Consider the following 12,991-nt stretch of genomic DNA (forward strand, 5'->3'; position numbering starts at 1 on the left):
ACGCCGATCTGTTTGCGTTGCCTATGCTCGGGCGACCAATGCGTTGCGGATCAGAGTGCAGCGCGCCCCGAAGGGATCAGCCATGTACGAATTTCTCCAGGAAAGCGTCGAGAACAACATGACGAGTTCGGTACGGAGCGTCGCTCCCGAAACCACGGTAGGTGACCTGTACCGGCTGTTCGCGAGGGACAATTATGATGCATATCCGGTGGTGCGCGACGAGATCGTGGTCGGCTTCGTCACCAAACTCGACGCCTTGAAGGTCTTCGCCTTCACGCCAAAGGAAATATTGCCGCATTATGACGATCGCATGGGAACGACGGTCGATGAGATCATGTCGTCCGACGTGATCGCGGTCGAGCCGGACACAAATCTGCAGCGAGTTCTGGAGCTGATGGTCGCACATCGCCTGAAGAGCCTGCCCGTGATTGACAAGTATCACCATCTGATCGGTATTATCGCTCGCGAGGACGTCATGCGGGCTCTGGCGCGCTGCACGAAGCGGCAGGCGCCTCCGCTCGTTCCTTGCGAGACCGTGCAATGTCTACGTTTGGCCTAGAGCGGGTATTTGCGCCTCGGAGCATAGCAGTCGTTGGCGGCAGCTCACGTCCGTCGTCCCTGGGCGCGGCGGTGCTCAGGAACATCAAGGCTTGCGGCTTCGTGGGCGGGATCGCCGTCGTCAGTCCGCGGCACGCCATGGTCGATGGCGAGGCGACCTTTCCCGATCTCAAGTCGGTCCCGTTCGTTCCCGATCTTATTGTCGTCACCGCGCCGCCGGCCGCCATTCCCGGCATCATGGTCGAGGCCGGAGCGGCTGGCGTCGCCGGCGCCGCGATTCTGTCAGCCGGCCTCGGCCATGGCGCGGGCTCGCTGGCCGAGACCGTGGAGCGGACGGCGCGCGAGCATCGCATGCGCCTGATCGGGCCCAACTGCCTCGGCGTGATGATGCCGCACGCGAAGCTCAATGCGAGTTTTGCCGCGCATCGTCCGTCCGAGGGACATCTCGCGTTGATATCGCAATCGGGTGCCGTCGCGGCGGCGATGGTCGGCTGGGCGGCCGAGCGGCGGTTGGGCTTTTCCGGCATCGTGTCGATCGGTGACCAGCTCGATGTCGATGTCGCGGACCTGCTCGACTATTTCGCGCTCGACGAGCACTCCAATGCGATCCTGCTCTACCTCGAAGCCGTCAAGGACGCGCGCAAGTTCATGTCGGCGGCGCGCGCAGCGGCACGGCTGAAGCCGGTCATCGTCGTCAAGTCGGGGCGGATGGCGCAGGGTGCGATAGCGGCTGCGACCCACACCGGCGCGCTGGCCGGCTCGGATTCGGTCTATGACGCGGCCTTTCGCCGCGCCGGCATGTTGCGCGTGTTCGATCTGCGCGCACTGTTCGATTGCGCCGAACTGCTCGGCCGCGGCTTTGTCCCGCGCGGCAACCGGCTGGCTTTCCTGACCAATGGCGGCGGGCTCGGCATCCTCGCCACCGATCGGCTTGCTGAACTGGGCGGCGTTCCCGCGACCTTGACGCCGGCGACGGTCGCTCAGCTCGACAAGGTCCTGCCGCGGGGCTGGTCGCGCACCAATCCCGTCGATATCTCCGGCGATGCCGATGCCGCCCGTTACGTGTCCGCGCTCGACGCGCTGATGGAGGACGCAAACAGCGATGCCGTCCTTGTCATGAATGTGGAGACTGCGGTGGCCCCGACCGGAGGTATCGCGGACGCGGTGGCGCAATGCGTCCGGGACCGCAGAGCAAAGCGGAGTGCTGTCGCCGCGCTGGTGCTTGCGGCGTGGGCCGGCGCCGATGAGCGTACCGGGCGAACCTTTGAAGTCGCGCGCATTCCGCATTTCCCGACGGAGGACGATGCGGTGCGAGCTTTCATGTATCTGGTGAGATATCGAGACGCCTCCACAGCGCTCGCCGCAACTCCGCCAGGCATCGCATCGGTGTTCACGCCCGAGACCGCGGCGGCGCGGCACGTGGTCGCGAACGCATTATCTGAGGCTCGGGAATGGCTTGATCCGGTCGAGATCGTCGCGCTGTTCGAGGCTTACGATATTCCGCTTGTTCCGACCGTTGCGGCGCGCGACGCCGAGGATGCCGCAGACAAGGCCGCGCCGTTCCTGGCTGAGGGGCATGCGGTCGCCGTCAAAGTATTCTCGCGCGACATCAGGCACAAATCGGACGTCGGCGGTGTCATTCTCGGCTTGCGGACGCGCGAAGGCATCGCCGAGGCCGCCAGGACCGTGCTGGCGCGCGCTCGAACCGCGCGCCCCGATGCCAGCCTGCAAGGCGTGACGATTCAGCCGATGATCGTGCGGCGGGCGCCGCGCGAACTGATCCTCGGCATCGCCGACGATCCGACCTTCGGTCTGGTGATCATGTTCGGCCGCGGCGGCACCGCGGTTGAGGTCATCAACGACAAGGCGTTGGCGTTGCCGCCGCTCGACATGAATCTGGCCCGTGACCTTGTAGGGCGAACGAGAGTCGCGCGATTGCTCGGCGCTTATCGCGACGTACCCGCCGTGCCGGCCGACGTCGTGCCGCTTACACTGGTCAAGCTGGCGCAGATGGCGGCGGACATTCCTGAAATTGCCGAGCTCGACATCAATCCGCTGCTTGCGGACGAGAGCGGCGTTGTCGCGCTCGACGCGCGCGTGGCGATCCGCAAGCCGACGCGGCTGTTCGCCGGTCAGACCCGGCTTGCCGTGAGGCCCTATCCGTCGCAATGGGAGGGCGAGCTTGCCTTGAGGGATGGCTCGCGGGTGTTGGTGCGGCCCATGCGGCCGGAAGATGAGCCCGCGGTTCACCGGTTCCTCAAGCGCGTGACCGCCGAGGATCTCAGGCTCCGCTTCTTTCACGCGATGAAGGAGTTCTCACATGCTTTCATCGCACGCCTCACTCAGCTCGACTATGCGCGCGCGATGGCCTTTGCGGCACTCGATCCGAAGACGGGCGAGATGATGGGTGCGGTCCGGCTTCATTCGGACTCTCTCTACGAAAACGCCGAGTACGCCATCCTGCTGCAATCCGGTCTCAAGGGGAAGGGGCTCGGGTGGGCATTGATGCAGCTCCTGATCCACTATGCCCGGTCGGAAGGGCTGAAGCGCCTGAACGGTCAGGTGCTGGCCGAGAACACCACGATGCTGGACATGTGCCGCGAGCTCGGTTTCACCGTCGCCATGGATCCGACCGATCGCAGCGTCGTCGACGTCGTGTTGGATCTCGGTCTGCCCGTTGTTGACGCCATTGGCGCGGACATCCTGATCCGGCCAGAGCGAGGTCAAAGCGCGTGATGGCGACGACGCGGTAGGCAGCGCGGTTCATCGAAATCTCCTGATCGGCCTGGCCCGGCTGTCCGAGGCCTGATGCCGCCCAGGCCACCCCGCTATTCCGTTGATGTGGGTCAAAAACAGCCGGTGCGAGCGGGTTACGTTGGGCCAAAGCATCCGCCGCCGGCCGCCCTAAAGTGCGCTGCGAACGTGGAGTGGTTCCTTGATCAACGCGCCGACATTGACGGCAGATGCGGACGATCCGCGCGCATTCAACGCACGCGGCGCCTGGAATGTCGCCAATGTCGAGGTCCTGGAGCGCCTGTGCGCGCAGGCCGCGCGCGCCGACATCAGGTCCATCGATCTGCGCTCCGTAACTGCCCTCGACACGGCGGGCGCCTGGCTGCTGGAAAGGCTCGCCCGCGGCAGCGCCAAACAATCGGTGAGGGCTGTCCTTACCGGCGTCGATGGTCCCTACGGCGATCTGATGGAGGAGGTGGAGCGGCTGAACCGCGCAGCTCTCCCCGAGAGGAAATCCGTCAATCCTGTCCTGCAGAAGCTCGACCAACTCGGTCGTGGCAGCAAGCGGCTCGCTTCCGATTCCGCGGCATTCCTTCATATGCTCGGCGCCTTCAGCTTTGCTCTGCTCGGCGTCCTCAGGCACCCGCGGTCGTTTCGGCTGACATCGACCGTCTACCAGCTCGGCCGGGTCGGCTGGCAGGCTGTGCCGATCATGGCGCTGATCACGTTCCTGATCGGCGCCATCATCGCCCAGCAGGGCATCTTCCATTTTCAGCGTTTCGGTGCGGAATCCTATGTCGTCGACATGGTCGGCATTCTCGTGTTGCGCGAGATCGGCGTGCTGATCGTGGCCATCATGGTGGCTGGACGGTCTGGCAGCGCGTACACGGCCGAAATCGGCGCGATGAAGATGCGCGAGGAGATCGACGCTCTGAGTACCATGGGGCTCGACCCCGTCGCGGTCCTCATCCTGCCCCGCATCCTCGCGCTTGTTGTGGCGCTACCGATCCTCGCCTTTCTCGGGTCGCTCGCGGCACTCTATGGCGGCGGGCTCGTCGCCTGGCTCTATGGCGGCATGAGCCCCGCGATCTTCATCGCACGGCTTCATGATGCAGTGTCGGTCACGCATTTCGAGGTCGGCATCATCAAGGCGCCGTTCATGGCGATCGTGATCGGGCTCGTTGCGGCTGCGGAGGGCTTGAGCGTCAAGGGCAGCGCGGAATCGCTCGGGCAGCAGACCACCTCGTCGGTGGTGAAGTCGATCTTCCTTGTGATCGTGCTCGATGGGCTCTTTGCCGTGTTTTTCGCCTCGATCGGAATGTAGCCATGACCGATGCTCCAGCGATTCAGGTCCGCGACCTCGTGGTCGGCTTTGGCAAGAAGACGATCCTCGATCACCTTGATCTCGACGTGAAGGATGGGGAGATACTCGGTCTCGTTGGCGCGTCCGGCGGCGGGAAGTCGGTACTGATGCGGACGCTGGTTGGACTGCTGCCGAAGCGCAGCGGGCAGATCGAGTTTGCCGCCAATGGCGCAAGTGACCGCCGCTGGGGCATCCTGTTCCAGCAGGGTGCACTGTTCTCGGCCCTGACGGCGCGCCAGAACATCCAGTTCCCACTGCGCGAGAATGCGCGCCTTTCGCCGCAATTGCTCGATGAGATCGCGGACGCGAAGCTCGAAATGGTCGGGCTTGCTCGCGAGGATGGGGACAAGTTTCCATCCGAGCTCTCAGGCGGCATGACCAAGCGCGTTGCACTCGCGCGGGCGCTGGCGCTGGATCCGGCTCTGCTATTCCTGGACGAGCCGACATCTGGCCTCGATCCGATCGCCGCAGGCGAGTTCGATGCGCTGATCCGGACGCTGCACCGGACGCTCGGCTTCACCGTGTTCATGGTGACGCATGACCTGAACAGCCTGCAGGCCGTATGCGATCGGGTCGCTGCGCTCGCCGACGGTAGGATCGCGGCGGTCGGGCCGCTGTCGTCCGTGCTCCGGTCCGATCATCCCTGGGTCAGAGCCTACTTTCATGGGGCCCGCGCCCAGATGCTGGGATTGGGTCGTTAGACGAGGAAAACTCATGGAAGTTCGCGCGCCCTACATCATTGTCGGTGCATTTGTGTTGTCGGCGATCGTCGCCGTCTTCGGCTTCGTCTACTGGCTGAACAATGTCGGGGGCATCGGCAAGCGGGAGACTTACCAGCTTGTCTTCGATGGTCCGGTGCCCGGGCTCTTGGTCGGCGCCGGGGTGCTCTTCAACGGTATCCGCGTGGGCGAGGTGACCTCGCTTGAACTCGTCCCGGGCCGGCCGCGCGACGTCCGCGTCACGGTGGCGGTCGCTGAGCGAACCCCAGTCCATGCCGACACGCGTGTCGGCCTCGATTTCCAGGGCTTGACCGGCGTCCCGGTGGTTACGCTCGAGGGGGGCGACAATCCTGATGCGCCGGCTGCGCGCGGGCCGCTGGTGGCCGAGAAGGGAGCGGGGCAAAGCATGACCCAGGCCGCCCGCGACGCGTTGCGCCGGGTGGATGCCGTCTTGTCCGAGAATGCAGCGCAGCTACACGACACGATCGGTAACCTCAGCACGTTTGCCGAAGGACTGGCGCGTAACACGCCGAAACTCGACGGTATCGTGTCGGGGCTGGAGCGCATGACGGGTGGCGGCACGCCGGCGCCGCGCAAGGTGGTCTACGATCTTCATGCCGTCGACGGCTTCGAGTCGCAACGAGGTGCGACGCTGCCCGTGCCGTTGATCATGGCGGAGCCGAGTGCGATCACTCGTCTGCAGACCCAGCGCTTCCTGTTCACGCCGGACGAGGAACCGTCTGACTTCGTGGACGCACAATGGAGCGACAGCCTGCCGGCGCTGGTCCAGGCGCGACTGCTGCAGAGTTTCGAGAACTACGACATCAGGCGTGCGCCGCTGCGCGCCGACAGCGGCGTCGAGAGCGCGTCGCGCCTGCTCATCGACCTGCGCCGCTTCGAGATCGCGCTTGGAGCGCGGCCGCAGGCGGTCATTGCACTTTCGGTGCGGATCGTTGATGCCAACGGGAAGCTGAGGGCTGCACAACTGTTTCAGGAGTCGGAGACGATCGATGCTCTCACACCCTCCAATGCGTCGGCTGCCTTCGATCGGGCCTTTGGCGCGCTCGCTCGTAAGCTCATCGCCTGGACAGCGCAGCCGGAATGAGGCTGCTATCCTAAAGTCCCGCGGCGATCGCGATCCGCATCAGCTCCGACATGCTGTGGACGCCGGTCTTGGCCATCAGGTTTGCGCGGTAAACCTCGACCGTGCGCGGGCTGATGCCCAGGTCGTGGGCGATCACCTTGTTGATCTTACCCGCAATTAGCCCTCGCAGGACGTCGCGCTCGCGTGGCGAGAGATCGGCGAGGCGGGCTTCCGCTTGGAGCCTGGCGGCGTCGTGGGCGGGCGTCGCCGGTTGCGGCTCCAGGGCGCCGCGGATCGCTCGCAGCAGCACGTCGTCATCGAACGGCTTCTCGATGAAGTCGACGGCGCCTGCCTTCATCGCTTCCACCGCGAGCGCCACATCGCCATGACCCGTTATCAAAATGATCGGACAGGCGACGCCGTCGGCCTTGAGCTTGCGGACCAGTTCGAGGCCGCTCATGCCCGGCATGCGGATGTCTGATACGATACAGTCGACCGGACAGCTCGCGACATGATTGAGAAACTCGGTCGCCGTCTCATAGGTCGCTACGGCGAAGCCGTTGACATCGAGGAGAAAGGCGAGCGAGTCCCGCATCGCGGGATCATCGTCGATCACAAGAATCATGCGCCGCACAGTCATGCTTCTTCTTCAACCTCCGCAAACGGCAGGGTGAACTGAAAGATCGTGCCGCCACCTGGGTTCGCCTGCGCGACGATGTGACCGCCATGGGATTCGATGATCGTCCGGCAGATCGATAGTCCGACACCCATGCCATGCTCTTTCGTCGTGACGAAGGGCTGAAACAGGCGGTCGGCGATGTCAGGGCTGATGCCGGGGCCGGTATCGGCAACGGTGAACCTGGCGACGCCATCGGTCTGTGCGACACCGACGGTCAACTCCCGACGCGGGCAGGCGACCATCGCCTCGATTGCGTTACGGATCAGATTCAGCGCGACCTGCTGGATCTGGATCTTGTCGACGAGGATCGACGGCATGTCACGGTCGCTTCGAAACGACACTCGCACGCCTTGCTCCTTGGCACCCAACAGGGCCAGCGCCACGGCCTCTTCGAGGAGTGTGACCGGGTTCTCCAACGCTTGCTGTGTCTCGCCTTTGGCAACAAATTCGCGCAGGCGCTTGATGATGTCGCCGGCTCGCAGCGCCTGCTGGGCGGCGCGCTCGAGTGCATCACCGATGCGATTGGCGTCCGGTTTTTCGGACGTCAGCAGGGTCTTTGCGCCGCGCATGTAGTTTGTGATGGCGGAAAGTGGTTGGTTGATCTCGTGGGCGATGGAAGATGCCATCTCGCCCATGGCGGTCAGCCGCGACACGTGCACCAGTTCGGATTGCAGTTCCTGCAGCCGCCGTTCCTGTGCCCGCCGCTCGGTGAGGTCCCGGATGAAGCCGGTAAAGAAGCGCTCGCCGCGCACCTTGGCCTCGCCGACGGCGAGCTCCATCGGAAAGGTCGAACCGTCGCTTCGCTCCCCGACCACGATGCGGCCAATGCCGATGATGCGCCGCTCGCCGGTGGTGAGATATCGATCGATGTACCGGTCGTGTTCGCCGCGGTACGGCTGCGGCATCAGGCTGGATACGTTCTTTCCAACCACCTCATCCGCGGACCAACCGAACAGCCGCACCGCCGCGGCGCTGAACGAGCGAATGACGCCGCGATCGTCAATCACGATCATCGCCTCCGGCACGGTATCCAGGATCGATTGCAGGTGAGCCTGCCGATAACGCGCCTGCTCGGATTCTCGCAGCAGTCGATCGCCCATAAAGCCGAGGATCGGACCAAGTACGGCAAAACACGCGATGTCGATCATATTCGCAGGATCGATGATGAGGCTTTTGCCAAGAAACGCGGCGGCACCGCCAATGCAGAGGAGGGTAGCAAAGATCGCCGGTCCACGGCCTCCAGCGAAAGCGGCAAAAACGACGACCGGAAAGTAGATGATCGTGAACGTGCGGTCTTCCAAATAGTGCTGCAGTGCTGCGCGCAACGCGAATGCGAGCGCAGCTGCTGCCGCGGCAGTGCCATAGCGGTACCAGATGTGCTCGGACATATCCCCGGTAAGCTCTCACGTTCAACCGACAGTACAACGTTTGCACACAGGAGACTACTTGGCGGTCGCTTGCGGTCTTGTCGGGGAAGATGGCGACTGCACGGGCCCGCGAGAGTGGGCCTAACTGCGTTCAGCTCTGATCATCGCGCCAGTGCGCAAGTTGATGAAGTGCACGCCGTCGCAAGCTGCGCAGGTTATCGGGTGCAGATCGTCGGCCCCGAGCTCGGGCGTGTCTTCCGGCAGCAGACCCTGGACACGGTCGCCGGTGTTCGGACACGAGAAGATGATGGGGCGCCAAGTCTTTCTGTCTGCCATGTGCCTGACCCTGACGGGAAGAGCATCCTTATCGGCAAGGGACAGTCGCCGTATTGACGCAGGTCAAAAATCCAACCTGGTTAGAGCGGCCGTCAGGCCGCTCTCAACCGTATCGCCAATCAATTCGTGCATCGATGTCTTCAACATCGCCGATTGGAATTTATCCGCAGGCCAGAAGTCGCTTTCCTTGAGCCAGGTCAAAAATCGAATGCGGCCTGAATGGCAGAATGGTCAACCGAGAGGTCAACTCACACCGAGAGGGTGTCATGCCATCATTTGACGTTCGCTTCATCAAGACCGTCTGCGACGATACCGGCCACGAGCATCGCGCCTGTCAGGCTGCGTTCAAGGTCGATGCCGCTTCACTCGCGGACGCCGCGCAGCAGGCCGAGGCCGACTTCTGCCGGCAGAAGGGTGTCCGTGATTGGACGATCTTCGCTGATGTGATGGAGCTTCAGTAGCGCCAATGCGTTGGCGACGCCGCGATGGGCTGCATTGTGGCGGCATTGAACCATTTGTCGTCATGGCGGAGGCGGCGAAACCCAGCGGATTGAATCAGAACCACGCTCTGGATTCCTGTTTTGGCGCGTTCTCCTCACGCGAGCCCGCATCACTTCGCTCGAAGGCGCTACAGCGCAGCTAAAATCTGGCCGAGCGGAATTGTCCTCTGCCCGAACGGTTGTGATTTCAATAGCTTAGAGAAATGTGCGCGAAATCACGTGAACTCGTGGGACAAAGGGCGGCGGCCGCGATGAAGCCTCAATCCGGACACCGGCGACTGCTCTATCGCTTTTCCGGGATGCCCACGCTTTCGGATCAAGCTTTAGGCAATCTCAACACAGTCTCTCTAGGTAGGTCGAATGTCCGTTCGTTGCACACGCCGTCGCAGCCTGTCGCGCGCCGCCGCCGTCGCGGTATTGCTCGCGCTGGCGGCCGCTGTCTCGGCCTGCGCCCAGATCGGCGATTCCGTGGCACCTGCGTTCGCGGACCCCGCCAAATACGATCTCTACGAGTGCAAGCAACTCGAGGCTGAACGCAAGACCCTGACCGCCCGTGCCGCGGAGTTGCAGGGGCTGATGGCCAAGGCCGAGACCGGTGTCGGCGGAGCCGTCGTAGCCGAAGTCGCCTACCGCAACGACCTGATTTCGGTCCGCGCTCAGCAGAAACTCGTCGAGGAAGTCTGGGCCCGCAACAAGTGCCATGAGACGCCGCCGGACACTGCGGCGGCCGCGCCGCCCGCGGCGAGCGCGAAGGGCACGCGCCCGTCGCGTTCCGGCATCCGTTGAGGGCGCCTCACACCCGCCAGTCGTAGATCCAGTCCTGCCGCGCCAGCATGCGTTCGGGCCCGATCGCGCGGATGGCGAAGTCACGCGCGATCGCGGCGGGACCCGTCAGGTGATAGATGCGGCCCTGTCGCTGCGCCAGGCGTCGTACATTCAGCACACGCGCCCGCCGCATCCGCGCGTAACGCGTCAGCGCCGCAGGTATGCCGGAGATGTTTTCGCCGGTGCTGTCGCTCAGCACCTTTGCGAGCACGGCCGCGTCTTCGATCGCCATGCCGGCGCCCTGTGCTGCGAACGGCAGCATCGCGTGCGCGGCATCGCCGAGCAGTGCAACCGAATCTTCGTTCCAGTTGCTGATATCGGGCAGGGTGAACAGCGCCCATTTGCGCCAGCCGTCGACCGCGCCGATCAGCGTGCGCGCCGTCGCGGGCCATCGTGTGGTGGTGAACGCATCCTTGATCTCGTTGGTGTCGCCGGGCGCGCTCCAGCCCGGCCGGTTCCAGGTGCCAGGCACGATGGCGACGACGTTGATCTGTCGCCCCGCCGAGATCGGGTAGGCCACGAGATGCGCGCTTGGCCCCATCCAAAGCTGCACGCGCGGCGCGGTGTGCTCTCGAGACAAGGCGGTCGCTTCCAGCGTGCCGCGCCAGGCGATCAGGCCCGAGAATTGCGGTTGCAGATTGGGAAACAGGTGCCCGCGCACCGACGACCAGATGCCGTCGGCACCGATCAACGCCACGGCCAATTCCTGTTGCCGCGTGTTGCCGCGTCGCTGTGCCACCGTCAGCCCCTTGGCGTGCTTCGCGACGTCCTCGAACTGGCAGCCGAGGCGAAGCTCGATATCAGGATGGTCGTTGACCGCGGCCTGCAGCGCCGCCTGCAGGTCGGCGCGATGGATCACCCAGTAGGGCGCGCCGGCGCGAAAGGAGGCGGCCTCGCCGAGCGGCAGGCGCGCGATCTCGCCGCCGGCCCGCACACTTATGATGTTGATGGATTGGGGTGTCACCGCGCGCGGCGCGATGCGCTCTTTCAGTCCGAGTTCGATCAAGATCCGGCTGGCATTGGGGGAGAGCTGGATGCCCGCGCCGGCCTCCTCGAGCCGCTCGGCCTTCTCCAGTACAACAACGCGAAAGCCCTGCGCGGCGAGCGCCAGCGATGCGGTCAGTCCTCCGATTCCAGCGCCCGCAACGATGACGGTTCGCGTCAGCGCCACGGAGCGGTCAGGCGACTCGATCCTTCAGGACGCATTCGGGGGGCCGGGCCTCGCCGGCGCCAAGGTCGGGCGCGAAGCGGTAGAGCGTCGAGCAATAGGGGCAGATGATCTCGTTGTCGTTGCCAAGGTCGAGAAATACGTGCGGGTGGTCGAAGGGCGGGTTGGCGCCCACGCACATGAACTCCTGCGAGCCGATCTCGATCACCGAGACTCCGGCGTCGTTGTGGAAGTGCGGGACGACGTGGTCGGACATAGCTTCACCTTGGATGGCAACGACGCACAGACGCAATCAACAGCATTGCGGCATCACGAATTGCCGCGCACCATAGTGGTGGGAACAGTTGATTCCAAGTGGCCCCGACCCCCCACTACCGCTGATGTGCCCATGCAAATTCGACACAATCTTGTCGTCGGAGAGAAGCCCTTCTTTGGTCGGAGCCGTTGTGTCGCAAAAACGGCACACTATTTCGAAGGCGAATTAAACTGGAGGTTTCTCGCGCAATGAACCGGCTGCGGCTCAGCTATGCGGTAGTCGCCGTGGTGGCAAGCATTGCCATAGGCGCAGCCGTGTGGCCGCATGCCCGCGACGCCGCTGTCGTGCTCGCAGCGCGGGACGATCCCGCGGCGCTTGCCGATATCAGGATCGGTTCCGCGCTTCGGAACAACCCAACGTTGATTGCCGACAATATCGAGGCCGCCCTGGCTTCCGGAGATGCCGACCTTGCAGCAAGCTTCGTGGAACTTGCACGCGGGAAAGACATGATACTTGGTGACGATCTTACCAAGCGCGTCAGCGACGCCGTCGCCGAGCAAAATTCCACCACGCACTTCGCCAAGCGCTTTGCCACCGGGCTCGTGACCGGCAATGCCGACGATGCGGCAAGCCTGTCGGGCACGGTCGCCGGCGATCTCTTTGTATTCGGTGACATTCGCGACGTGGTGCGCGAGGGCAAGCACCTCGCAATGGGCGAGGACACCGATCACCTGGTGCTCGGGCTGGCGGCTGCAGGGCTCGCGGTGACTGCGGCGGCCTATGTGTCGGTCGGTGGCGCGACGCCGTTGCGCGCCGGATTGACGCTGGTCAAGGATACGCGGAAAGCCGGACGGCTGAGCGAGGGGCTGGTCGAATGGGCCGGGCGCTCGACACGCGAGGTCGTCGACGGTCCAGTGCTGCGCGAGGCCGTTGCGTCAGGCTCGGTGTTTCGGCCGACGGAGACCGCGAGCGCGATCCGGGCCGCGTTCCGTGCCGAGAAAGCCGGCGGCCTGGTTCGTGTCGCCAAGGACGTCGGGCGTATCGGCGAGGCGGCCGGCGTTCGCGCTGCGCGGGATACGCTGAAGGCGGCGGAGAATCCAAAGGAGATCGCGCGCGCTGCGCGGATCGCGGAGTCAAAGGGCGGCCAGACCCGTGCGATCCTCAAAATCCTCGGCCGCGGCGCGCTCTTGCTTGCGACAGGCGTGTTCGACCTGGCGATGTGGCTGTTCGGCGCGATGGTTGCGCTGTTCGGCTTCCTGTCGTCGATCAAGGCGGCCGCTGAGCGCGCGACCATGGCGTGGCTCAGGCACAGCAAGGCGCGACGGCTGAAACGCAAGAAGGCGTCGGAGGCGGCACTGGCGGGCGCCATCGCCCAAGGCTAGCATTGCAAGGCCAAGCCTGTG

The 12,991-nt window shown here is 64.3% G+C and carries 13 protein-coding genes; 8 read left to right on the top strand and 5 right to left on the bottom strand.

Annotated features, from left to right (window positions below):
* Positions 1-82 precede the first annotated feature (82 nt).
* The 5 genes from JQ553_RS32030 to JQ553_RS32050 all read left to right on the top strand — a co-directional run bounded on the left by JQ553_RS32030 (position 83) and on the right by JQ553_RS32050 (position 6,478).
* Positions 83-559 carry an HPP family protein gene (locus JQ553_RS32030; protein ID WP_212504064.1) on the top strand — a complete coding sequence of 159 codons (477 nt, stop codon included), beginning with the start codon at positions 83-85 and terminating at the stop codon, positions 557-559.
* On the top strand, positions 541-3,294 hold the full coding sequence (locus tag JQ553_RS32035) for a bifunctional acetate--CoA ligase family protein/GNAT family N-acetyltransferase (protein WP_212504065.1): 2,754 nt from the start codon (positions 541-543) through the stop codon (positions 3,292-3,294). Before JQ553_RS32030 ends, JQ553_RS32035 begins: the two co-directional genes overlap by 19 nt.
* Before the next feature lie 199 nt (positions 3,295-3,493).
* Positions 3,494-4,615: an ABC transporter permease gene (locus JQ553_RS32040; protein ID WP_249144743.1), complete on the top strand. Its 1,122-nt coding sequence runs from the start codon at positions 3,494-3,496 to the stop codon at positions 4,613-4,615.
* 2 nt (positions 4,616-4,617) lie between these two features.
* Positions 4,618-5,355, top strand: coding sequence for an ABC transporter ATP-binding protein (locus JQ553_RS32045; protein ID WP_212504066.1), 738 nt, complete (start codon positions 4,618-4,620; stop codon positions 5,353-5,355).
* A 13-nt stretch (positions 5,356-5,368) separates the two neighbouring features.
* Positions 5,369-6,478: an ABC-type transport auxiliary lipoprotein family protein gene (locus tag JQ553_RS32050; RefSeq protein ID WP_212504067.1), complete on the top strand. Its 1,110-nt coding sequence runs from the start codon at positions 5,369-5,371 to the stop codon at positions 6,476-6,478.
* Positions 6,479-6,488: 10 nt separating this feature from the next.
* On the opposite strand, the gene fixJ is transcribed toward JQ553_RS32050, so the two are convergent.
* The 3 genes from fixJ to JQ553_RS32065 all read right to left on the bottom strand — a co-directional run bounded on the left by fixJ (position 6,489) and on the right by JQ553_RS32065 (position 8,839).
* The gene (gene fixJ / locus JQ553_RS32055; RefSeq protein WP_212504068.1) at positions 6,489-7,097 is read right to left on the bottom strand and encodes a response regulator FixJ; all 609 of its coding nucleotides are present in this window, start codon (positions 7,095-7,097) and stop codon (positions 6,489-6,491) included.
* Positions 7,094-8,524 carry a PAS domain S-box protein gene (locus JQ553_RS32060; RefSeq protein ID WP_212504069.1) on the bottom strand — a complete coding sequence of 477 codons (1,431 nt, stop codon included), beginning with the start codon at positions 8,522-8,524 and terminating at the stop codon, positions 7,094-7,096. Before JQ553_RS32060 ends, fixJ begins: the two co-directional genes overlap by 4 nt.
* 120 nt (positions 8,525-8,644) lie before the next feature.
* The gene (locus JQ553_RS32065; RefSeq protein ID WP_212504070.1) at positions 8,645-8,839 is read right to left on the bottom strand and encodes a hypothetical protein; all 195 of its coding nucleotides are present in this window, start codon (positions 8,837-8,839) and stop codon (positions 8,645-8,647) included.
* Between the two features lie 266 nt (positions 8,840-9,105).
* On the opposite strand from JQ553_RS32065, the gene JQ553_RS32070 reads away from it, so the two are divergent.
* Positions 9,106-9,300 carry a hypothetical protein gene (locus JQ553_RS32070; RefSeq protein WP_212504071.1) on the top strand — a complete coding sequence of 65 codons (195 nt, stop codon included), beginning with the start codon at positions 9,106-9,108 and terminating at the stop codon, positions 9,298-9,300.
* Positions 9,301-9,699: 399 nt separating this feature from the next.
* Entirely contained in the window at positions 9,700-10,125 is a 426-nt protein-coding gene (locus tag JQ553_RS32075) for a twin-arginine translocation pathway signal (protein WP_212504072.1), read from the top strand.
* Between the two features lie 7 nt (positions 10,126-10,132).
* Here the strand turns inward: JQ553_RS32075 and JQ553_RS32080 are convergent, their stop codons facing one another.
* Both JQ553_RS32080 and JQ553_RS32085 read right to left on the bottom strand, forming a co-directional pair.
* On the bottom strand, positions 10,133-11,335 hold the full coding sequence (locus JQ553_RS32080) for an FAD-dependent monooxygenase (RefSeq protein WP_212504073.1): 1,203 nt from the start codon (positions 11,333-11,335) through the stop codon (positions 10,133-10,135).
* A gap of 7 nt (positions 11,336-11,342) precedes the next feature.
* Positions 11,343-11,588: a zinc-finger domain-containing protein gene (locus JQ553_RS32085; protein ID WP_212504074.1), complete on the bottom strand. Its 246-nt coding sequence runs from the start codon at positions 11,586-11,588 to the stop codon at positions 11,343-11,345.
* A 248-nt stretch (positions 11,589-11,836) separates the two neighbouring features.
* On the opposite strand from JQ553_RS32085, the gene JQ553_RS32090 reads away from it, so the two are divergent.
* Positions 11,837-12,970, top strand: a complete 1,134-nt coding sequence (locus JQ553_RS32090) for a hypothetical protein (RefSeq protein ID WP_212504075.1) — start codon at positions 11,837-11,839, stop codon at positions 12,968-12,970.
* The last annotated feature ends 21 nt before the right edge of the window (positions 12,971-12,991 follow it).

Origin of the sequence: Bradyrhizobium lablabi (assembly GCF_018131005.1) — a bacterium.
Lineage (GTDB): Bacteria > Pseudomonadota > Alphaproteobacteria > Rhizobiales > Xanthobacteraceae > Bradyrhizobium > Bradyrhizobium lablabi_D.

Excerpts from the sequence above, each read along its gene's own strand:
- JQ553_RS32030 (WP_212504064.1), top strand. The coding sequence starts at position 83 with ATGTACGAATTTCTCCAGGAAAGCGTCGAGAACAACATGACGAGTTCG.
- JQ553_RS32050 (WP_212504067.1), top strand. The coding sequence starts at position 5,369 with ATGGAAGTTCGCGCGCCCTACATCATTGTCGGTGCATTTGTGTTGTCG.
- JQ553_RS32070 (WP_212504071.1), top strand. The coding sequence starts at position 9,106 with ATGCCATCATTTGACGTTCGCTTCATCAAGACCGTCTGCGACGATACC.
- JQ553_RS32085 (WP_212504074.1), bottom strand. The coding sequence starts at position 11,588 with ATGTCCGACCACGTCGTCCCGCACTTCCACAACGACGCCGGAGTCTCG.
- JQ553_RS32060 (WP_212504069.1), bottom strand. The coding sequence starts at position 8,524 with ATGTCCGAGCACATCTGGTACCGCTATGGCACTGCCGCGGCAGCAGCT.
- JQ553_RS32090 (WP_212504075.1), top strand. The coding sequence starts at position 11,837 with ATGAACCGGCTGCGGCTCAGCTATGCGGTAGTCGCCGTGGTGGCAAGC.
- JQ553_RS32075 (WP_212504072.1), top strand. The coding sequence starts at position 9,700 with ATGTCCGTTCGTTGCACACGCCGTCGCAGCCTGTCGCGCGCCGCCGCC.
- JQ553_RS32035 (WP_212504065.1), top strand. The coding sequence starts at position 541 with ATGTCTACGTTTGGCCTAGAGCGGGTATTTGCGCCTCGGAGCATAGCA.
- JQ553_RS32065 (WP_212504070.1), bottom strand. The coding sequence starts at position 8,839 with ATGGCAGACAGAAAGACTTGGCGCCCCATCATCTTCTCGTGTCCGAAC.
- JQ553_RS32045 (WP_212504066.1), top strand. The coding sequence starts at position 4,618 with ATGACCGATGCTCCAGCGATTCAGGTCCGCGACCTCGTGGTCGGCTTT.
- fixJ (WP_212504068.1), bottom strand. The coding sequence starts at position 7,097 with ATGACTGTGCGGCGCATGATTCTTGTGATCGACGATGATCCCGCGATG.